Raw genomic sequence first — 18,548 nt, forward strand, 5'->3', positions numbered from 1 at the left:
GAGGCTCGCTACGACCTGAGCATGTTGCGCAGCACGTACTGCAAGATGCCGCCGTTGCGGTAGTAGTCGGCCTCCCCAGGAGTGTCGATGCGCACTACGGCGTCGAATTCGACTGCGTCGCCGTCCTCCTTGACGGCCTTCACGTGCACCGTCTTGGGCGTCTTGCCGTTGTTCAGTTCCTCGATGCCGGTGATGTCGAACACCTCGGTGCCGTCCAGACCCAGGTCCTTCGCGGACTGGCCCTCCGGGAACTGCAGCGGGATGACGCCCATGCCGATCAGGTTGGACCGGTGGATGCGTTCGAACGACTCGGTGATCACCGCACGCACGCCCAGCAACCGGGTGCCCTTGGCCGCCCAGTCCCGCGACGAGCCGGAGCCGTATTCCTTGCCACCGAGGACGACCAGCGGAATGTCTTGTGCCGCATAGTTTTGCGCCGCGTCGAAGATGAACGCCTGCGGGCCGCCATCCTGAGTGAAGTCGCGGGTGTAGCCGCCTGAGACGTCGTCGAGAAGCTGGTTGCGCAACCGGATGTTGGCGAACGTGCCGCGGATCATCACCTCGTGATTGCCGCGCCGTGATCCCAACGAGTTGTAGTCCTTGCGGTCCACGCCGTGCTCGTCGAGGTACTGCGCCGCCGGAGTGCCGGGCTTGATGCTGCCCGCCGGTGAAATGTGGTCGGTGGTAACCGAATCACCTAGCAGGGCAAGCACTCTCGCACCCATGATGTCGGAAACCGGCTCCGGATCGGCAGGCATGCCGTCGAAGTAGGGGGCCTTGCGAACGTAGGTGGAGCTGTCGCTCCAGTCGAAGGTGTTGCCCTCCGGCGTCGGCAGTGAGCGCCACCGGTCGTCGCCTTTGAACACGTCGGCGTAGGAGCTGACGAACATGTCCCGGTTGATCGACGACGCGATGGTTTCCTGGATCTCCTCGGTGGTCGGCCAGATGTCCTTCAGGTAGACGTCGTTGCCGTCGTGGTCCTGGCCCAGCGGGTCGGACTCGAAGTCGAAGTCCATGGTGCCCGCGATCGCGTAGGCGATCACCAGAGGCGGTGACGCCAGGTAATTCATCTTCACGTCGGGGGAGATGCGACCCTCGAAGTTGCGGTTGCCGGACAGCACCGCGGTGACCGACAGGTCGTTGTCGTTGACGGCCTTGGAGATTTCGTCGGGCAGCGGTCCGGTGTTGCCGATGCAGGTGGTGCAGCCGTAGCCGCCGAGGTAGAAGCCGAGCTTCTCCAAATAGGGCCACAGGCCGGCCTTGTTGTAGTAGTCGGTGACCACCTGCGAACCCGGCGCCATGTTGGTCTTGACCCACGGCTTGGAGGTCAGTCCCTTCTCGACGGCGTTGCGTGCCAACAGCGCCGCACCGAGCATGACTTCCGGGTTGGACGTGTTGGTGCACGACGTGATGCCGGCGACGACGACCGCGCCGTGATCGAGGACGAAGTCACCGCGGTCCGCCGAACTCACCTTGACCGGCTTGGTCGGCCGGCCGTCGCAGCCCTGGGCGGCGCTCGGTGTCGCGTCGACGGCTCCGTCGTCGGCGAACGACAGCGCCACGGCGTCGCTGGCGGGGAACGACTCCGCGACCGCTTCGTCGAGCGCCGTTTCCGGTGCGGCGTGGTTCTCCTCGACGTAGTTATGGATGTCCTTGCGGAACGCAACCTTGGCTTCCGACAACAGGATTCGGTCTTGCGGGCGTTTGGGTCCGGCAATCGACGGCACCACCGTGGACAGGTCGAGTTCCAGGTACTCGGAGTACTTGGGTTCACGGTCGGCGTCGTGCCACATGCCCTGCTGCTTGGCGTACGCCTCGACCAGGGCCAACTGCTCGTCGGTACGCCCAGTCAGGGTCAGGTATTTGATGGTCTCTTCGTCGATCGGGAAGATCGCTGCGGTGGAACCGAATTCGGGGCTCATATTGCCGAGGGTGGCGCGGTTGGCCAGCGGCACCTCGGCCACGCCGGCGCCGTAGAACTCGACGAACTTGCCGACCACGCCGTGCTTGCGCAGCATGTCGGTGACGGTCAGCACCACGTCGGTCGCAGTGACGCCCGGCTTGATCTCACCAGTCAGCTTGAATCCGACGACCCGCGGGATGAGCATCGAGACGGGTTGGCCGAGCATGGCGGCCTCGGCCTCGATACCGCCGACGCCCCAGCCCAGTACGCCGAGCCCGTTGACCATGGTGGTGTGGCTGTCGGTGCCCACGCAGGTGTCGGGGTAGGCGACACCATCGCGGACCATCACCGTGCGGGCCAGGTACTCGATGTTGACCTGGTGGACGATGCCGGTACCCGGCGGCACGACCTTGAAGTCGTCGAATGCGCCTTGGCCCCAACGCAGGAATTGGTAGCGCTCACCGTTGCGCTGGTATTCGAGCTCGACATTGCGCTCGAACGCGTCGGCGGTGCCGAACACGTCGAGGATCACCGAGTGGTCGATCACCAGCTCGGCGGGGGCCAGCGGATTGACCTTTTCCGGGTCGCCGCCGAGATCGGCGACGGCTTCCCGCATGGTGGCCAAGTCGACCACACACGGGACGCCGGTGAAGTCCTGCATCACGACCCGCGCGGGGGTGAACTGAATTTCGATGCTGGGTTCGGCGTTGGGGTCCCAGTTCGCGATGGCTTCGATGTGCTGCTTGGTGATGTTGGCGCCGTCTTCGTTGCGCAGCAGATTCTCGGCGAGCACCTTCAGGCTGTAGGGAAGCTTTTCCGTGCCCGGTACCGCGTCCAGGCGGTAGATCTCGTAACTATCGTCGCCGACCTTCAGGGTGTCCTTGGCTCCGAATGAATTCACCGAATCTTGTGTGCTCACATCAACTCCCGACATCTGTCACGCGGCAGCTGCGCCCGGCTCGGGCTTATCCGCCGCGTCCGCGGTCTCGCCGCTCGTTTTGCGCCGGCGGGCCGTGCCGACGCGCGCTGTCAACCCTAACAGTACGCTTGTCCTGCATTCCGTTGGGTTCGGAAACGTGCTCTTCTTGCAGTCGACCGGCTGCTGTAACGCGCGCGTCGTCAGGCGGTACGGTTGTCGTCCGTGACCACCCCGCACGCGCCGCTCTACATACCTGGCGAGATATGTGGCACCGTCGGTGTCGATCCGGCGACCAAGCCCGACGACTGCCTTGCTGTGGTCCAGCATCAGGTCACGGCGGGAAACATCAGTGCGCCGCCCTCCGTCACACCGGGCCTGCTCGAGTTGATCGACCAAGCCCACGACCACGGCATCGACTTGAAGATCGTGGTGCTCGACCACAACCCGCCCAACGACACTCCGCTTCGCGACATCGCGACGGTCGTCGGCTCCCAGCATCCCGACGCCACGGTGCTGGTGCTCAGCCCGAACTACGTCGGCTCGTACAGCACGCACTTTCCTCGGTCGACGCTGGAGATCGGTGAAGACCACGCCAAAACCGGCAATACGGTGCTGTCCGCTCAGAATTTCTTGCACGAGCTTGAGACGCCCCAATTTCCGTGGACGTCGTTCACCATTGTGGTGCTGATCGGGGTATTGGCCGCCGCTGTCGGAACGCGATTCCTGCAGTTGCGCGCAAGGCGCGCAGCAACGTCCGCCGACGGCGCCCAGGGGACTCCTCAAGGTGCCGATCGCAGCGTCTAGCGGGCACTCTGTGCACCGTGTCGGATGGTGCTGACACTCATACCGCGAGCGCGGGCAAATTAGTGATGTCACCGTAGGGTCACAATTCTCAGAAGAACAGACTTGTAATTTGTGACATAAGTTTCCACTGGGTCAGATGTGACTTACGGTGCATGGGATGCATTGGTTTATTCCTGCTTCCAGCGATAACTGGGGGCTCGAAGTGCTAGCGCCATCCGCCCCGCGTTGAGCCAAGGAGACCCGACTCGAATGAGACGCAACCGCCGCGGCTCGTCCAACAGAGCGGCGACCATGCTTGGCCGCCGCCTAGGGCCGGCGGTGGTCAGCATGGCGCTGCTCGTTGGCACATCTGGCCTCGCCGATGCCGACCCGGACTCGATGGCCAAGTTGATCGCCGACGTGGCGCAGGCCAATCAGCGCCTGCAAGACCTCAACGCGCAGATCCAGACCGAGGAAGAAAGCGTCAACAAAGCGATCGTCAACGTCGAGGCCGCCCGCGACAACGCCGCAACCGCGCAGCATGACGTCGAGGCCAGCCAACGATCGGTTCGGGACGCCGACGCGGCAATTGCGGCCGCCCAGAAGCGATTCGACCGTTTCGCGGTCGCCAGTTACGTCAACGGTCCCTCGGACAGCTATCTGACCGCGAAGAACCCAGACGACATGATCGCAACGGCGGCCGCCGGTCAAACCCTGGCCGCCAGTTCGCAGCAGGTGATGGACAACCTGCAGCGTGCCCGCACTGAGCAGCTGAATAAGGAGTCCACGGCGCGGGCGGCAAAGCAGAAGGCGGACAAGGCGGTTGGTGACGCGCAAGCCAGCCAGAATGTGGCGGTGGCCGCGCTGACCGAGGTCCATCGCAAGTTCGGCGAGCAACAGCAAGAAGTCACAAGACTGGCCGATGAACGTAACGCGGCCCAATCCAGACTCGACGCCGCCCGCAATTGGTCGGCATCCGCGGGCGGACCGGATGCCGGACAGCGGGCGGCGTCGTCCCCCGGCGACCGATGGGACCCGGCGGCACCGGGCTCGCCGCAACGGCCGCGGGGCAGCGGGGGCAACTGGGATGGCGAGTGGGACCCCACCTTGCCGATGGTGCCCAGCGCCAACGTCCCGGGCGACCCGATCGCGATCCTGAACAAGGTGCTCGGGACGATGTCGACCTCTTCCGAGGTCACCTCCAACATGGGCCGCAGCTTCCTACAGCAGCTCGGATTGGCACCCACCCCAACAGGTTTCACCAACGGCAAGATCCCCCGGGTCTATGGACGGCAGGCATCCGAATACGTGATCCGGCGCGGTCTGTCGCAGTTGGGCGTGCCGTACTCCTGGGGTGGTGGCACGGCCGCCGGACCGGGCAAGGGCATCGGATCGGGTTCGGGCACCGTCGGCTTCGACTGTTCCGGTCTGGTGCTGTACTCGTTCGCCGGTGTCGGCATCAAGCTGCCGCACTACTCGGGAGCACAGTACGACATGGGCCGCAAGATCCCGGCCTCCCAGATGCGCCGCGGTGACGTCATCTTCTACGGCCCCGGCGGTAGCCAGCACGTCACGATTTACCTCGGCCAGGGACAGATGCTCGAGGCGCCCGACGTCGGCCTGAAAGTGCGGGTCGCGCCGGTTCGCACCAGCGGTATGACGCCCTACGTGGTCCGTTACATCGAATACTGACGCGTTGAAAGGATCTATGCGCCAACGTTCAACGGACTGCGGGGGCAGGCGCCGGACCAGAGCGGTCTGGTCGGTGCTGGCCGCCATCAGCCTGCTCATCGGGCTGGCGACTCCAGCGCAGGCTGAGGACGGCGCGTGGGATCCCACCCTGCCGCCCACGATCAGCGCGGGCGCGCCAGGGGACCCGGTGGCCATGGCCAACCAGTCGCTGCAGGCGACCGCGCAAGCCACCCAGACGACTCTCGGACTTGGACAGCAATTCCTCAACGGCCTTGGAATCAACCTGGGTGGTAAGCCCGCCAGCACCAGTGCGAGCGGAATCCCGCGGGTGTACGGCCGGCAAGCCGTCGAATATGTGATCCGCCGTGGCTCGTCACAGCTAGGTGTGCCCTACTCGTGGGGCGGCGGCACACCGAACTCGCCGAGCAAAGGCATCGACTCCGGGGCCAACGTTGTCGGCTTCGACTGCTCGGGCCTGGTCCGCTACAGCTTCGCCGGGGTGGGCGTGCTGTTGCCCCGGTTCTCCGGTGACCAATACAACGCCGGCCGTCACATTCCGCCCTCGCAGGCCAAGCGCGGCGACCTGATCTTCTACGGCCCCGGCGGCGGACAGCACGTGACTATTTATCTAGGCAATGGGCAGATGCTGGAGGCGTCGGGCAGCGCCGGCAAAGTCACCATCAGCCCGGTGCGGAAGGGCGGCATGACGCCGTTCCTGACGCGGATCATCGAGTACTGACCGATCCGTGTGCCTGGCTTCGTCTCAGTTCGCTGCGCCCGCCGCGCCGTCGCCGGGCAAGTTCGACGGCCCGGCTTCTCCCTAGCGGGCCGCAGGCGCTGCATCGTCGCCGGACGGGTCACGTCGACGGATGCCAGGTCGCCTGGAATAGTTGAGCCAGGGCATGCAATGCCCGGCGACGTTCGCAGCGCGAGTAGTCGTGTTCGATCGAATTCTGGAAGGTAGAGCCGTGGAGGGTGATCGATGACATCAGCAGGCGGGCCGCCGCCGGGCACCAGCGGTTACCCGGGTCCGGGCAGCGCACCAACGGCCCCTGCGCATGCGGCCCCCGGTGGTGGCGGCAATGGCTTGGCGGCCGAGGTACACACCTTGGAGCGGGCCATCTTCGAGGTCAAACGCATCATTGTCGGCCAGGACCAGCTGGTCGAGCGGATGCTCGTCGGCTTGCTGTCCAAGGGCCACGTGCTGCTCGAGGGTGTGCCGGGCGTCGCCAAAACGCTGGCCGTGGAGACGTTCGCCAAGGTGGTCGGCGGGTCGTTCGCGCGCATCCAGTTCACTCCTGACCTGGTACCCACCGACATCATCGGTACCCGTATCTACCGGCAGGGCAAAGAGGAGTTCGACACCGAGCTAGGTCCGGTCGTCGCCAATTTCCTGCTTGCGGACGAGATCAACCGTGCGCCGGCCAAGGTGCAGTCCGCGCTGCTGGAGGTCATGCAGGAGCGCAAGGTCTCTATCGGCGGCAAGAGCTATCCGTTGCCCAACCCGTTCCTGGTGATGGCGACGCAGAACCCGATCGAGCACGAGGGCGTCTACCCGCTGCCCGAAGCGCAACGTGACCGCTTTCTGTTCAAGATCAACGTCGGCTATCCCTCGCCGGAAGAAGAGCGCGAGATCATCTACCGGATGGGCGTCAAGCCGCCAGAGCCCAAGCAGATCCTGGACACCGGTGACCTGATTCGGCTGCAGGAGATCGCGTCGAACAACTTCGTCCACCATGCGCTGGTCGACTACGTGGTGCGGGTCGTCACGGCCACCCGTCACCCCGAGCAGCTCGGCATGAACGACGTGAAGAGCTGGATCTCGTTCGGTGCGTCGCCGCGTGCATCACTGGGCATCATCGCGGCCTCGCGGTCGCTGGCGCTGGTGCGTGGTCGCGACTACGTGATCCCGCAGGACATCGTCGAGGTGATCCCCGACGTGCTGCGTCACCGCCTCGTGCTGACCTACGACGCGTTGGCCGACGAGATCTCTTCGGAGATCGTCATCAATCGCGTGCTGCAGACCGTCGGCTTGCCGCAGGTCAACGCTGTTCCGCAGCAAGGCCATTCGGTTCCGCCGGCGATGCAGGCCGCGGGTGCGGCCAGCGGTCGGTGACTGACTCCAACTCCGCGGCCGAGCGGCCCGTAGTCCGTCCGCCGTCCATGCAGCGCGGAAACATCGACGATCCCAAGTTGTCGGCGGCGTTGCGGACCCTCGAGCTCACGGTCAAACGCAAGCTCGACGGTGTCCTGCACGGTGACCACCTCGGCCTGATCCCCGGTCCGGGTTCGGAGCCGGGGGAGTCACGCGAGTACCAGCCGGGCGACGACGTGCGCCGGATGGACTGGGCGGTCACCGCGCGGACCACGCATCCGCACGTTCGGCAGATGATCGCCGACCGGGAGCTCGAGACGTGGCTGGTGGTCGACATGTCGGCCAGCCTGGACTTCGGCACCGCGGTCTGCGAGAAGCGTGATCTGGCGGTGGCGGCCGCGGCGGCCATCACGTTCTTGAACAGCGGCGGCGGAAACCGGCTCGGTGCGCTGATTGCCAACGGCGAGAAGGTAACTCGCGTACCGGCCCGCTCTGGGCGGCAGCACGAGCAGACGTTGTTGCGCACGATCGCCACGATGCCGAAGGCGCCGGTGGGCGTGCGAGGCGACCTGGCGGTGGCCATCGACGCGTTGCGCCGTCCCGAGCGCCGCCGCGGGATGGCGGTAATCATCAGCGACTTCCTCGGGCCGATCAACTGGATGCGCCCGCTGCGGGCGATCGCGGCGCGTCACGAGGTCCTCGGCGTCGAGATCCTGGATCCGCGTGACGTCGAGTTGCCCGACGTCGGTGATGTCATCCTGCAAGACGCCGAGACGGGTCGCTCCCGTGAATTCACCATCGACGAACAGTTGCGCGACGACTTCGCGAAAGCGGCAGAGGCGCACCGCGCCGACGTGGCCCGAACGTTGCGCAGCTGCGGGGCGCCGCTCCTTTCGCTGCGCACCGACCGGGATTGGATCGCCGACATCGTCCGTTTCGTCGAATCTCGCCGGCGCGGTGCACTGGCGGGGCGCCAGTGACTTACGTCCTGTACGAGTCGGGCCACCACACCAAGACGGGTCTGCTATGACATTGCCGTTGCTCGGACCGATGACGCTGTCCGGGTTTGCCCACCCATGGTTCTTCCTGTTCCTGGCAGTGATCGCGGCGATCGTCGCGTTGTACGTCTTCGCGCAGCTGGCCCGGCAGCGCCGGATGCTGCGTTTCGCCAACATGGAACTGCTGGAAAGCGTTGCGCCCAAACAGCCCACGCGTTGGCGGCACCTGTCGGCGATCCTGCTGGTCGCCTCGCTGCTGTTGTTCACCATTGCGATGGCCGGCCCTACCCACGACGTCCGGATTCCGCGCAACCGGGCCGTCGTGATGCTCGTCATCGACGTGTCCCAGTCCATGCGGGCCACCGACGTCGAGCCCAACCGGATGGCCGCCGCGGAGGTTGCGGCCAAGGAGTTCGCCGGTGAGCTGACACCCGGTATCAACCTCGGCCTGATCGCCTATGCGGGGACGTCGACCGTGCTGGTCCAGCCGACGACCAACCGTGACGCGACCAAGGCTGCGCTGGACAAGCTGCAGTTCGCCGATCGGACCGCGACCGGTGAGGGTATTTTCACCGCGCTGCAGGCGATCGCCACCGTTGGTGCGGTGATCGGCGGCGGCGATACCCCGCCGCCGGCCCGCATCGTGTTGTTCTCCGACGGTAAAGAGACGATGCCGACAAACCCCGACAACCCCAAGGGGGCGTTCACCGCGGCGCGGACGGCCAAGGACCAGGGCGTGCCGATTTCGACCATCTCGTTCGGCACCCCGTATGGGTTCGTGGAGATCAACGGTCAACGCCAGCCGGTGCCGGTTGACGACAGCACGATGAAGAAGGTTGCCGAGCTCTCCGGCGGCACCCACTACGACGCCGCGAACCTTCAGGAGCTCAAGCAGGTCTACGCCTCGCTGCAACAGCAGATCGGCTACGAGACCATCAGAGGCGACGCGAGCATCGGTTGGCTGCGCCTGGGTTCGCTGGTGTTGGCGCTGGCTGGCCTGGCGGCGCTGCTGATCAACCGGCGGCTGCCGACCTGATCCGCTGCGCGTTGCGAGCGTAACGCCATGGCGTTGTTCGCCCGCCCGATCGACCCGCTGCGTTACGCTCGCTCAGCCAGGGCGGCGCGCACGCGGCGCAAAATGTCCGAAGGATGGTCCTCGGCGACTACCCGGACGACGATCCACCCTCTGCGTCCGACAGTTTCATGACGCCGGATGTCCCTTACGTACTGCGCTCTATCCGTTCGGTGATGGTCGCCGTCATACTCGACCGCGACCATCACGTCCTCCCACCCCATGTCCAAATAAGCCATTAAGCAACCGAATTCGTCGTATACCGGGATTTGAGTTTGCGGTGCTGGAAGCCCACCGCGAACCAGCAGCAGGCGCAACCAGCTCTCTCGCGGTGACTGTGCGCCCCCGTCGATCAGCTCGAGAGCCGCCCTCGCGCGGATCATCCAACGCCGGCCGCGGTAACGCTCCACCAGCAGTTCGATGTCGGCCGGCTTCAGCTCGACCGCCTGCGCCAGCGCATCGATTCCCGCCACTGCCACGCCCAGCGAGTACCGCCTGGCGATGTCGAGCGCAGTTCTGGCCGGAGAGGTGACGCGCATACCGTCGAGAACGATGATCTCGTCGGCCTCGACGCGTTCTTCCCAAACCCGAATTCCGGGCACCGGGCGGCGGTTGGTGTCGATGATTGCCGCAGGCCAGGCGGCATTGATCCAGCGCGAGCCGTGTAACGCTGACGCGGAGAATCCGGCGAGTATCCCGCGGCGCCGGGAGCGCAGCCAGCAGGCCCTGGCCCGTAAGGTCGGGGTCAGTGCGACACCCTTTGCGAGGTATACGTCGTGATGCAGCCGAACGCAATATCGCCTCAGCTTGAAACGGGTCACTCGGCCCGCAGTCAGCGCTTCGCTGCCGAGAAACGGCTCGTCCATGGCGGGCAGTGTCCCGCCGCCGACCGACAAGGCCCGCGAGCGTAACGCCAGGGCACGACCTGGGCGGTAAGCGGGACCGTGGCGTTACCCTCGGCGACCAATCGGTGAACGCCGGGCGATTTCGGTGACGCCGTGGTCAAGCGATAGGTTGTCCGGGTGACTGATGTAGCCACCGACGGCGGTAAGCCCCCATTCGTTTCTCGCTCGGTCCTGGTCACCGGCGGAAACCGCGGGATCGGGCTGGCCATCGCGCAGCGGTTGGCAGCCGACGGCCACAAGGTCGCGATCACGCATCGCGGGTCCGGCGCCCCCCAGGGATTGTTCGGCGTCGAGTGCGATGTAACGGACAGCGCGGCCGTCGATCGCGCGTTTACCGCGGTCGAGGAACATCAGGGCCCCGTCGAAGTGGTGGTGTCCAATGCCGGCGTTTCCGCGGACGCATTCCTCATCCGGATGACCGAGGAGCGCTTCGAGAAGGTCATCGACGCCAACCTCACCGGCGCGTTCCGGGTGGTGCAGCGCGCGTCGCGGAGCATGCAGCGCAAGCGATTCGGCCGGTTGATCTTCATCGGCTCGGTATCGGGCACCTGGGGCATCGGCAACCAGGCCAACTATGCCGCGTCGAAGGCCGGCGTCATCGGCATGGCCCGATCGATTTCGCGCGAGTTGTCCAAGGCCAACGTCACGGCCAATGTCGTCGCTCCCGGCTACATCGACACCGACATGACCCGCGCCCTGGACGAGCGGATCCAAGAGGGTGCGCTGGACTTCATTCCCGCCAAGCGCGTCGGCACCGCCGCTGAAGTCGCGGGAGTGGTCAGCTTTTTGGCTTCCGAGGATGCGAGCTACATCTCCGGAGCGGTCATCCCGGTCGACGGCGGCATGGGCATGGGCCACTGACCGGCTCGAACGAACTGAGGAATTAGGACGGACATGGCAGGACTTCTCGAAGGCAAACGGATCCTGGTCAGCGGGATCATCACCGACTCCTCGATCGCGTTTCACATCGCGAAGGTCGCGCAGGAGGCGGGAGCGCAGTTGGTGCTCACCGGTTTCGACCGGTTGCGGTTGATCCAGCGGATCGCCGACCGGCTGCCGGAAAAGGCGCCGCTGATCGAACTCAACGTGCAAGACGAGAAGCACCTCGACACGCTGGCCGAACGCGTGATCGCCGAGATCGGCGAGGGCAACAAGCTCGACGGGGTGGTGCACTCGATCGGCTTTATGCCGCAGACCGGCATGGGTGTCAACCCATTCTTCGACGCGCCCTACGAAGATGTCGCGAAAGGTATCCACATTTCGGCGTATTCGTACGCCTCCATGGCCAAGGCGCTGCTGCCGATCATGAACTCCGGTGGCTCGATCGTGGGTATGGACTTCGACCCGAGTCGCGCCATGCCGGCGTACAACTGGATGACAGTCGCCAAGAGCGCGCTGGAATCGGTCAACCGGTTCGTGGCCCGTGAAGCGGGCAAGTTCGGCGTGCGGTCCAATCTCGTTGCGGCCGGACCGATCCGGACCCTCGCGATGAGCGCCATCGTCGGCGGAGCACTCGGTGACGAGGCGGGTGCTCAGATGCAGCTGCTCGAGGAGGGCTGGGACCAACGGGCCCCGATCGGCTGGAACATGAAAGATCCGACACCGGTGGCCAAGACGGTGTGCGCCCTGTTGTCGGAGTGGTTGCCGGCCACCACCGGGACCATCATCTACGCCGACGGCGGCGCCAGCACTCAGCTGCTGTAGCACCCAGTGAACTTCGATGCCGTCCTGCTGCTGTCCTTCGGCGGGCCGGAAGGGCCGGAGCAGGTGCGGCCATTCCTGGAAAACGTCACCCGCGGCCGAAACGTGCCCTCGGAACGGCTCGACGACGTAGCTCAGCACTACCTGCACTTCGGCGGCGTGTCGCCGATCAACGGGATCAACCGCGACCTGATCACTCAGTTGCGGGCGCAGCTGGACATTCCGGTCTATTTCGGCAACCGCAACTGGGAACCTTACGTCGAGGATGCGGTTGCGGCCATGCGCGACAACGGGGTTCGGCGGGCAGCGGTGTTCACCACGTCGGCGTGGAGTGGCTACTCCGGGTGCACGCAGTACTCCGAGGATCTCGCCCGCGCCCGGGATGCGGCCGGCCCCACCGCGCCCGAACTCGTCAAACTGCGGCGCTACTTCGACCATCCGCTGTTTGTCGAGATGTTCGCCGAGAACCTCACCGCGGCCGCGAAGATGGTGCCCGCGGATGCCCGGCTGATCTTCACCGCACACTCGGTTCCGATCGCCGCCGACGACCGCCTGGGTCCCAAGCTGTACAGCCGCCAAGTGCGTTACGCCGCAGGCCTTGTCGCGGCCGCCGCCGGCTACGACGACTACGACGTGGTCTGGCAGTCGCGCTCGGGCCCACCGCAGGTGCCGTGGCTGGAACCCGACATTGCCGATCACGTTGCCGCGCTTGCCGACTCGGGCACCAAGGCCGTGATTGTCTGCCCGATCGGTTTCGTCGCTGATCACATCGAAGTGGTGTGGGATCTCGACACCGAATTGCGGGAACAGACCGATGCTGCCGGTATCGCGTTCGCGCGGGTAAGCACGCCTAACGCCGACCCGCGATTCGCCCGACTCGCGGTCGATTTGATCGACGAACTTCGGTGCGGGCGCCCGCCGGTTCGGGCGGACGGACCGAACCCGGTGCCCGGATGCGCGGCCGGCGTCAACGGCGAACCGTGCCGTCCACCGCACTGCGCCGCGGACAACGCGGGCTAGCGGGACGCAGTCACCGCTGCCACGCGGCGTGCAGGATCGCGCTGAGCGCAGCCATTCTCGCCGATCGCACGACGCCGGCCAGCGGCCGCAACGCGTCGGTGGCGATCTGAGCCTCGGACAACGACTGGGTGCCGATCCTGCTCAGCCCCGCGCTGACCGTGATGATCGCGTCGACGTGTGCCGCGTTCTCCAGCACTCGCAACGCACGCGAGGGCGGGTGATCGGGAACCTGGTGGTGCCGAGTGGATTCCAGCAACTGCTCGACCATGCCGCGGGGATCGTCGACATCGACTCCGGCTGATCCGAGCCCGATCGTGGTGAGGGCGTCCGCAGCCGAGCGGACGGCCAACCGCAAGTCGTACTCGGCCTCGCCCAGGTCGATGTGATCGATCGTCGGCACATGCGGCAGCGAGTACACCGTCCACGACAGCGCTGCCAGTTCAGGGATCGCGCGTTCTTCGTCGGATTCGTCGTATTCGAATTCGGGCACCAATCCGACTGCGATCCCGGGATCGTCTGGGTGACTGACGATCACCGCCTCGCCGGCCGCCATTGCATCGCGCTCGAACTGAGTGCCCGGTACCAGACCGCGGGCATCGCCAGGAATAGGCAGTACTACCGATATCGCCGGTGTTCCAGTTGACGGACGTCCGGCTGCGGTCCGCAGCGTCTGTAGCAGCAAGACCACGCCGGCGTCGTGGATGTCCGGCCAGGGCAGCCCGGTGTGGCCGGCCGCCACCGCGTCGTATGCGGTAACGGATTGCGAAGGAGCCCAACAGGATAACGCGTCGAGGACGTCATCGGGGGCGGCCTGCCCGGCCAGCCAGGCATTGGCCCACACCGAGAGCGTCGCGCTTGGGCACCACATGATTTCGCAGTGTAGTTGTTCGTCGGGGCTGAGGCGGGTCACGCGATATCCTGACGGCATGTCTGCGGCCGTGATCTGGCTCATCGTCGCATTAGGTTTGGCCGGCGCCGAAGCGCTCACCGGCGACATGTTCCTGCTCATGCTCGGTGGGGGCGCGCTGGCGGCAGCCGGTTCCAGTTGGCTGACAGACCTGCCGCTCTGGGGTGACGGCGTGGTGTTTTTGGTGGTCTCGGTGCTGTTGTTGGCGGTGGTCCGCCCGGCGCTGCGGCGACGGCTGACCCCGCCGAAGAGCTTGACGACGGGCATCGAAGCGCTCGAGGGTAAGCGCGCGCTGGTGCTCGACCGCGTGGCCCGCGACGAGGGCCAGATCAAGATCGACGGTCAGGTGTGGACCGCGAGACCATTGAATGACGGTGACGAGTTCGAACCCGGCGAACAAGTCACCATCATGCATATCGATGGGGCCACTGCGGTGGTCTGGAATCCGTAATCCAAGAAACAGGAGAATCGCATGGGTGCAACTGCCGGGCTGCTGTTTTTCGCCGTGCTGGTGGTGTTCGCCGTCATCGTGGTTGCGAAGTCGGTGGCGCTGATTCCGCAAGCGGAAGCGGCCGTCGTCGAAAGACTGGGCCGCTACAGCCGGACAGTCAGCGGACAGCTGACCTTGCTGGTGCCGTTCATCGACCGCATCCGGGCCCGCATCGACCTGCGTGAACGAGTGGTGTCGTTCCCGCCGCAGCCGGTGATCACCGAGGACAACCTGACGCTAAACATCGACACCGTCGTCTACTTCCAGGTCACCAATCCGCAGGCGGCGGTCTACGAGATCAGCAACTACATCGTGGGCGTCGAGCAGCTGACCACCACCACACTGCGCAACGTCGTCGGTGGCATGACGCTCGAGCAGACGCTGACCTCACGCGACCAGATCAACGGCCAGCTGCGCGGCGTGCTGGACGAGGCGACCGGACGTTGGGGGCTGCGGGTGGCACGCGTCGAACTGCGCAGCATCGACCCGCCGCCGTCGATCCAGGCGTCGATGGAGAAGCAGATGAAAGCCGACCGTGAGAAGCGGGCGACGATCTTGACCGCGGAAGGAATGCGACAGGCCGCGATCACGCAGGCCGAGGGTGAGAAGCAGTCGCAGATCCTGGCCGCCGAGGGCGCCAAGCAGGCAGCCATCCTCGCGGCCGAAGCCGACCGGCAGTCCCGCATGCTGCGCGCCCAGGGTGAGAGAGCCGCCGCGTACCTGCAGGCACAAGGTCAGGCCAAGGCGATCGAGAAGACGTTCGCGGCGATCAAGGCCGGTCGGCCCACCCCGGAGATGCTGGCCTACCAGTATTTGCAGACACTTCCCAAGATGGCCGAAGGTAGCGCCAACAAGGTGTGGGTGGTGCCAAGCGACTTCAGTTCGGCGCTGCAAGGCTTCTACAAGTCGCTCGGAGCACCCGGCGACGACGGCGCATTCCGCTTCACGCCGTCGCCCGTCGACTCCGCCCCGGCCAAGCCGGAAGACGACTCAGACGTCAAAGACTGGTTCTCCACCGAAACCGACCCCGCGCTGCTCCAAGCGGTGGCCAAGGCCGAGGCCGACGCCCATAAGCCGGTCGAGGAGATCCTGCCGCCACGACACCAACTGGAGCAGTGAGATGGCCGCTCTGACGTCGTCGAAAACCTACGCCGGGCTGGCGGCGTTCCAGGCTTTCGACGCGGTGGCATGTGCGATACCGATTGCCCCGATCGCCAAAAGCCTCGACACGCTCGGCGTTCCGGAAGAGATCCGCTGGGTGCTGCCGACGGCCAAGGCGGCGTCGGTCATCGGGCTGCTGTCAGCCGGCCGCTTTCCCGCGCTGGCGCGGCTGACCACAGCCATGCTGACGCTGTATTTCGTGCTGGCGGTCGGTGCCCATCTGCGGGTCCGCGACAAGATCGGGAACGTCATCCCGGCGGCGTCGTTTTTGGCGACGTATGCCGTGCTGACGGTGAAGGGACCGGACTTGGCATAGGCCCTGGCCGCCGCTGCCAGCCACGATGCTTTAAAGCCCCACGTTGGGGGTACCTATCCGGCTGATGAAAACCGCACCACGGGGTGTGGGACTGACTCGGCGCCGTCGCAGATGGACCCGCGACCAGATCCAGGTCACCGATCCCGAGCAGATGCGCCAGTCCCTCAAAGGCGCGTCCATCGGCAACTTCATGGAGTGGTACGACTTCGGCGTCTACGGCTACATCGCGACGGCGCTGGCACAAGTCTTTTACCCCGGTAACAGCGTCAGCGCAGTCCACCTCCTGGCCACCTTCAGCACCCTGGCGGCCGCATTTGTCGTCCGCCCGATCGGCGGCCTGATCTTCGGCCCACTCGGCGATCGGATCGGGCGCAAGCGGGTACTGGTGATCACCATCGTGATGATGACGATCGGCACCACCGGCACCGGGCTACTGCCGGGCTACCACACCATCGGCATCTGGGCCCCGATCCTGCTAGTCGTCGCCCGGGTGTTCCAGGGTTTGTCGACGGGCGGCGAGTACGTCGGCGCGATGACCTACATCGTCGAGCAAGCCCCCGATCGCTCGCGCGGACGCGTGGTCGGCTTCCTGCCGCTGGGAAACCTGGCGGGCTTCGTGGCGGCGGGGCTGATCGTCACCGGCCTGCAAACGCTGCTGTCGAATCACCAAATGTTGACCTGGGGATGGCGGGTGCCGATGTTGCTCAGCGCGCCGCTGGGGCTGGTCGCGATTTTCATGCGGATGCGCCTCGAGGAATCTCCGGCCTACGACGGGGGAGCCCCCGAGCCGGAGCCCGACGATGCGCGGCAGTACCGGCGCACCATCGCCGAGCAGTGGCGCCCCATGTTGATCTGCGCGGCGCTGGTGTATACGTCGAACGCCGCCGACTACATGCTGACCGGGTACCTGCCCACCTATTTGAAAGTCGTCGTCCATGTCAGCCACACGTCGGGCCTGACGATGATCACGGTGACCCTGACGATCCTGGCCTTGTTGCTGGTCCCCGTTGCCGCGCTATCCGATCGCGTCGGCATCAAACCGATCATGCGGACCGGGTGCGTTCTCTTGATCGTCGCGTCGATTCCCGCATTCCTGTTGATGCAAAGCGGCAGCGGCCGCGTGTTGCTGTTCCTCGGTGTGCTGCTGATCGGCTTGATGGAGTTGTGCTTCGACAGCACCTCGCCCGCCACTATGCCGGCGCTGTTTCCGACCAGCGTCCGCAACGGAGCGCTGGCGATCTCCTACAACGTCTCGATTTCGGCATTCGGTGGGACCACTCCGCTGATCGCCCAGGCGTTGGTCTCCGCAACGGGCAACGTCATGGTGCCCGCGTACATGCTGATGGTGGCGGGCCTGGTGGGACTGGTGACACTGGCCTTCACCCCCGAAGTCGCCGGCCGGCGGCTACCGGGCTCGCCGCCCACGGTCGAGACCGAGGAGGAGGCGCGCGAATTGATGGAGGGCTGCGACTAGCTCAGTGCGGGGTACCGGGCGGGCACGGCGGCGGGTAGACCGGAACGCCACCACCACCTCGGGCGCTGCCCGGGCCAACTCGACCGTAGGGCCAGCATTTCATCGCGGGAAGTTTCGGTGTCGGCGCCGGCGCTGCCGGGTTCGGGTCGGACGGCGGCGGGTCCAGCGGCGCGCCCGCGGCGATGCCGGAGCCGAAAGTGATTGTGACCGTAGCGATTACGGCGGCGACGAGATGCGTGACGTCCATTTTTGGTTGCCTCTCAGACAGCTACCGGCGATGCGACGATCAGAAAAACCGTTCAGTTTTTAAGTGTATAGCTGAAATCTGTGTAGTTCCTGGGCTTATCAAGGCAATGCCGTATCGGTGTCCGTCGGCGCGGCGTGGTGGTGTCGGCGGTACTGGCGGATTTCGTAGCTGAACAACGCCAGTCCGATCAGCCCGGTGCACAGTGACACCGTGAACAACAGTGGACTGACGTGGCCGGTGAGCGCATCGCCGAGGATCACCACGGCCGACGTCCCGGGCAACAAGCCCGCCACGGTGGCCAGCAGATAGGGCAGCGCCCGGACCGCGGACGCCCCAACCGCGTAGTTGAGCGGCGCGAACGGCACTACCGGGATTAACCGCAGCGACATCACCGCGACCCAGCCGCGCTCGCGTAGCCGGGCATCGACCTTCTCGACGGCTTGGTGATGTACGAGTCGGTTCAGTTGCCAGCCGGCGGCGCGAACAAGGCCCAGCGCGATCATCGCGCTGATCGTGCTGGCCGCGACGGCCAGCGTCACGCCGAGCATCGGTCCGAACAGCAGACCGGCGGCCAAGGTGAACGCGGTACGCGGGAACGGCAATACGGTCACAACGATGTGGGCGCCGAGAAACGCCAGCGGCAACCACGGGCCCATCGTCATCGCCCAGTCCCGCAACTGCACCGCGGACGGCAACCGGACCAGCAGCGCCACCGCAACCAGCGCGACGACTACCACCGACGTCAGGATCAACCGACGCTTGGACAGCTGGCGCGCGGAGGCAACCACCGCGGAGCCCAGCGGCCGCAGCCCGTCGGCGAGTCTGCGGGTCGGTCGAATCACAGCGTGCAGCCTACGGAGCCTGA

18 protein-coding genes are annotated in these 18,548 nt (G+C 65.7%); 13 read left to right on the plus strand and 5 right to left on the minus strand.

What is annotated here, in order from left to right; translation table 11 throughout:
• Positions 1-8 precede the first annotated feature (8 nt).
• Positions 9-2,837 carry an aconitate hydratase AcnA gene (acnA, locus tag MKK62_RS20930; RefSeq protein ID WP_240258043.1) on the minus strand — a complete coding sequence of 943 codons (2,829 nt, stop codon included), beginning with the start codon at positions 2,835-2,837 and terminating at the stop codon, positions 9-11.
• A gap of 207 nt (positions 2,838-3,044) precedes the next feature.
• Here acnA and MKK62_RS20935 point away from each other — a divergent pair, with 207 nt between their 5' ends.
• The 6 genes from MKK62_RS20935 to MKK62_RS20960 all read left to right on the plus strand — a co-directional run bounded on the left by MKK62_RS20935 (position 3,045) and on the right by MKK62_RS20960 (position 9,426).
• Positions 3,045-3,626, plus strand: coding sequence for an Rv1476 family membrane protein (locus MKK62_RS20935; RefSeq protein ID WP_434084975.1), 582 nt, complete (start codon positions 3,045-3,047; stop codon positions 3,624-3,626).
• Between the two features lie 249 nt (positions 3,627-3,875).
• A complete protein-coding gene (gene ripA / locus MKK62_RS20940) occupies positions 3,876-5,297 on the plus strand; it encodes an NlpC/P60 family peptidoglycan endopeptidase RipA (protein ID WP_240258042.1) in 1,422 nt (473 codons plus the stop codon).
• Between the two features lie 16 nt (positions 5,298-5,313).
• The gene (gene ripB / locus MKK62_RS20945; protein ID WP_240258041.1) at positions 5,314-6,036 is read left to right on the plus strand and encodes an NlpC/P60 family peptidoglycan endopeptidase RipB; all 723 of its coding nucleotides are present in this window, start codon (positions 5,314-5,316) and stop codon (positions 6,034-6,036) included.
• A 243-nt stretch (positions 6,037-6,279) separates the two neighbouring features.
• Complete coding sequence (moxR1, locus tag MKK62_RS20950; protein WP_240258040.1) at positions 6,280-7,413, plus strand: chaperone MoxR1; 1,134 nt, start codon at positions 6,280-6,282, stop codon at positions 7,411-7,413.
• A 47-nt stretch (positions 7,414-7,460) separates the two neighbouring features.
• Positions 7,461-8,372, plus strand: a complete 912-nt coding sequence (locus tag MKK62_RS20955; protein ID WP_434085106.1) for a DUF58 domain-containing protein — start codon at positions 7,461-7,463, stop codon at positions 8,370-8,372.
• Between the two features lie 46 nt (positions 8,373-8,418).
• The gene (locus tag MKK62_RS20960) at positions 8,419-9,426 is read left to right on the plus strand and encodes a VWA domain-containing protein (RefSeq protein WP_240258038.1); all 1,008 of its coding nucleotides are present in this window, start codon (positions 8,419-8,421) and stop codon (positions 9,424-9,426) included.
• Positions 9,427-9,488: 62 nt separating this feature from the next.
• On the opposite strand, the gene MKK62_RS20965 is transcribed toward MKK62_RS20960, so the two are convergent.
• Positions 9,489-10,328: a type IV toxin-antitoxin system AbiEi family antitoxin gene (locus MKK62_RS20965; RefSeq protein WP_240258037.1), complete on the minus strand. Its 840-nt coding sequence runs from the start codon at positions 10,326-10,328 to the stop codon at positions 9,489-9,491.
• A gap of 156 nt (positions 10,329-10,484) precedes the next feature.
• Between MKK62_RS20965 and fabG1 the strand changes: the two genes are divergently transcribed.
• From fabG1 to MKK62_RS20980, 3 genes are read left to right on the plus strand one after another with little or no spacing between them, the layout of a single operon-like run.
• The gene (fabG1, locus tag MKK62_RS20970; protein ID WP_240258036.1) at positions 10,485-11,228 is read left to right on the plus strand and encodes a 3-oxoacyl-ACP reductase FabG1; all 744 of its coding nucleotides are present in this window, start codon (positions 10,485-10,487) and stop codon (positions 11,226-11,228) included.
• 33 nt (positions 11,229-11,261) lie between these two features.
• Complete coding sequence (gene inhA / locus MKK62_RS20975) at positions 11,262-12,071, plus strand: NADH-dependent enoyl-ACP reductase InhA (protein WP_240258035.1); 810 nt, start codon at positions 11,262-11,264, stop codon at positions 12,069-12,071.
• Positions 12,072-12,077: 6 nt separating this feature from the next.
• Complete coding sequence (locus MKK62_RS20980; protein ID WP_240258034.1) at positions 12,078-13,088, plus strand: ferrochelatase; 1,011 nt, start codon at positions 12,078-12,080, stop codon at positions 13,086-13,088.
• 10 nt (positions 13,089-13,098) lie between these two features.
• Here MKK62_RS20980 and MKK62_RS20985 read toward each other — a convergent pair whose 3' ends face one another.
• Positions 13,099-13,956, minus strand: a complete 858-nt coding sequence (locus tag MKK62_RS20985) for an Rv1486c family protein (protein WP_240264019.1) — start codon at positions 13,954-13,956, stop codon at positions 13,099-13,101.
• 58 nt (positions 13,957-14,014) lie between these two features.
• On the opposite strand from MKK62_RS20985, the gene MKK62_RS20990 reads away from it, so the two are divergent.
• From MKK62_RS20990 to MKK62_RS21005, 4 genes are all read left to right on the plus strand, one after another.
• The gene (locus MKK62_RS20990) at positions 14,015-14,446 is read left to right on the plus strand and encodes an NfeD family protein (RefSeq protein WP_240258033.1); all 432 of its coding nucleotides are present in this window, start codon (positions 14,015-14,017) and stop codon (positions 14,444-14,446) included.
• 21 nt (positions 14,447-14,467) lie between these two features.
• Positions 14,468-15,604: an SPFH domain-containing protein gene (locus tag MKK62_RS20995; RefSeq protein ID WP_240258032.1), complete on the plus strand. Its 1,137-nt coding sequence runs from the start codon at positions 14,468-14,470 to the stop codon at positions 15,602-15,604.
• 1 nt (position 15,605) lies between these two features.
• Complete coding sequence (locus tag MKK62_RS21000; RefSeq protein WP_240258031.1) at positions 15,606-15,962, plus strand: DoxX family protein; 357 nt, start codon at positions 15,606-15,608, stop codon at positions 15,960-15,962.
• A gap of 151 nt (positions 15,963-16,113) precedes the next feature.
• Complete coding sequence (locus MKK62_RS21005; protein WP_240264018.1) at positions 16,114-17,436, plus strand: MFS transporter; 1,323 nt, start codon at positions 16,114-16,116, stop codon at positions 17,434-17,436.
• A gap of 1 nt (position 17,437) precedes the next feature.
• On the opposite strand, the gene MKK62_RS21010 is transcribed toward MKK62_RS21005, so the two are convergent.
• Both MKK62_RS21010 and MKK62_RS21015 read right to left on the minus strand, forming a co-directional pair.
• A complete protein-coding gene (locus MKK62_RS21010; RefSeq protein ID WP_240258030.1) occupies positions 17,438-17,683 on the minus strand; it encodes a hypothetical protein in 246 nt (81 codons plus the stop codon).
• Positions 17,684-17,781: 98 nt separating this feature from the next.
• Positions 17,782-18,525, minus strand: a complete 744-nt coding sequence (locus tag MKK62_RS21015; RefSeq protein ID WP_240258029.1) for a TVP38/TMEM64 family protein — start codon at positions 18,523-18,525, stop codon at positions 17,782-17,784.
• Between the last annotated feature and the right edge of the window lie 23 nt (positions 18,526-18,548).

Source organism: Mycobacterium paraterrae (assembly GCF_022430545.2).
In the GTDB taxonomy this organism is placed as follows: domain Bacteria; phylum Actinomycetota; class Actinomycetes; order Mycobacteriales; family Mycobacteriaceae; genus Mycobacterium; species Mycobacterium paraterrae.

What these genes read in the sequence shown, in the direction of transcription:
- acnA (WP_240258043.1), bottom strand. Translation starts at nt 2,837, where the DNA reads ATGTCGGGAGTTGATGTGAGCACACAAGATTCGGTGAATTCATTCGGA.
- ripA (WP_240258042.1), top strand. Translation starts at nt 3,876, where the DNA reads ATGAGACGCAACCGCCGCGGCTCGTCCAACAGAGCGGCGACCATGCTT.
- ripB (WP_240258041.1), top strand. Translation starts at nt 5,314, where the DNA reads ATGCGCCAACGTTCAACGGACTGCGGGGGCAGGCGCCGGACCAGAGCG.
- moxR1 (WP_240258040.1), top strand. Translation starts at nt 6,280, where the DNA reads ATGACATCAGCAGGCGGGCCGCCGCCGGGCACCAGCGGTTACCCGGGT.
- MKK62_RS20955 (WP_434085106.1), top strand. Translation starts at nt 7,461, where the DNA reads ATGCAGCGCGGAAACATCGACGATCCCAAGTTGTCGGCGGCGTTGCGG.
- MKK62_RS20960 (WP_240258038.1), top strand. Translation starts at nt 8,419, where the DNA reads ATGACATTGCCGTTGCTCGGACCGATGACGCTGTCCGGGTTTGCCCAC.
- MKK62_RS20965 (WP_240258037.1), bottom strand. Translation starts at nt 10,328, where the DNA reads ATGGACGAGCCGTTTCTCGGCAGCGAAGCGCTGACTGCGGGCCGAGTG.
- inhA (WP_240258035.1), top strand. Translation starts at nt 11,262, where the DNA reads ATGGCAGGACTTCTCGAAGGCAAACGGATCCTGGTCAGCGGGATCATC.
- MKK62_RS20985 (WP_240264019.1), bottom strand. Translation starts at nt 13,956, where the DNA reads ATGTGGTGCCCAAGCGCGACGCTCTCGGTGTGGGCCAATGCCTGGCTG.
- MKK62_RS20990 (WP_240258033.1), top strand. Translation starts at nt 14,015, where the DNA reads ATGTCTGCGGCCGTGATCTGGCTCATCGTCGCATTAGGTTTGGCCGGC.
- MKK62_RS20995 (WP_240258032.1), top strand. Translation starts at nt 14,468, where the DNA reads ATGGGTGCAACTGCCGGGCTGCTGTTTTTCGCCGTGCTGGTGGTGTTC.
- MKK62_RS21000 (WP_240258031.1), top strand. Translation starts at nt 15,606, where the DNA reads ATGGCCGCTCTGACGTCGTCGAAAACCTACGCCGGGCTGGCGGCGTTC.
- MKK62_RS21005 (WP_240264018.1), top strand. Translation starts at nt 16,114, where the DNA reads ATGCGCCAGTCCCTCAAAGGCGCGTCCATCGGCAACTTCATGGAGTGG.
- MKK62_RS21010 (WP_240258030.1), bottom strand. Translation starts at nt 17,683, where the DNA reads ATGGACGTCACGCATCTCGTCGCCGCCGTAATCGCTACGGTCACAATC.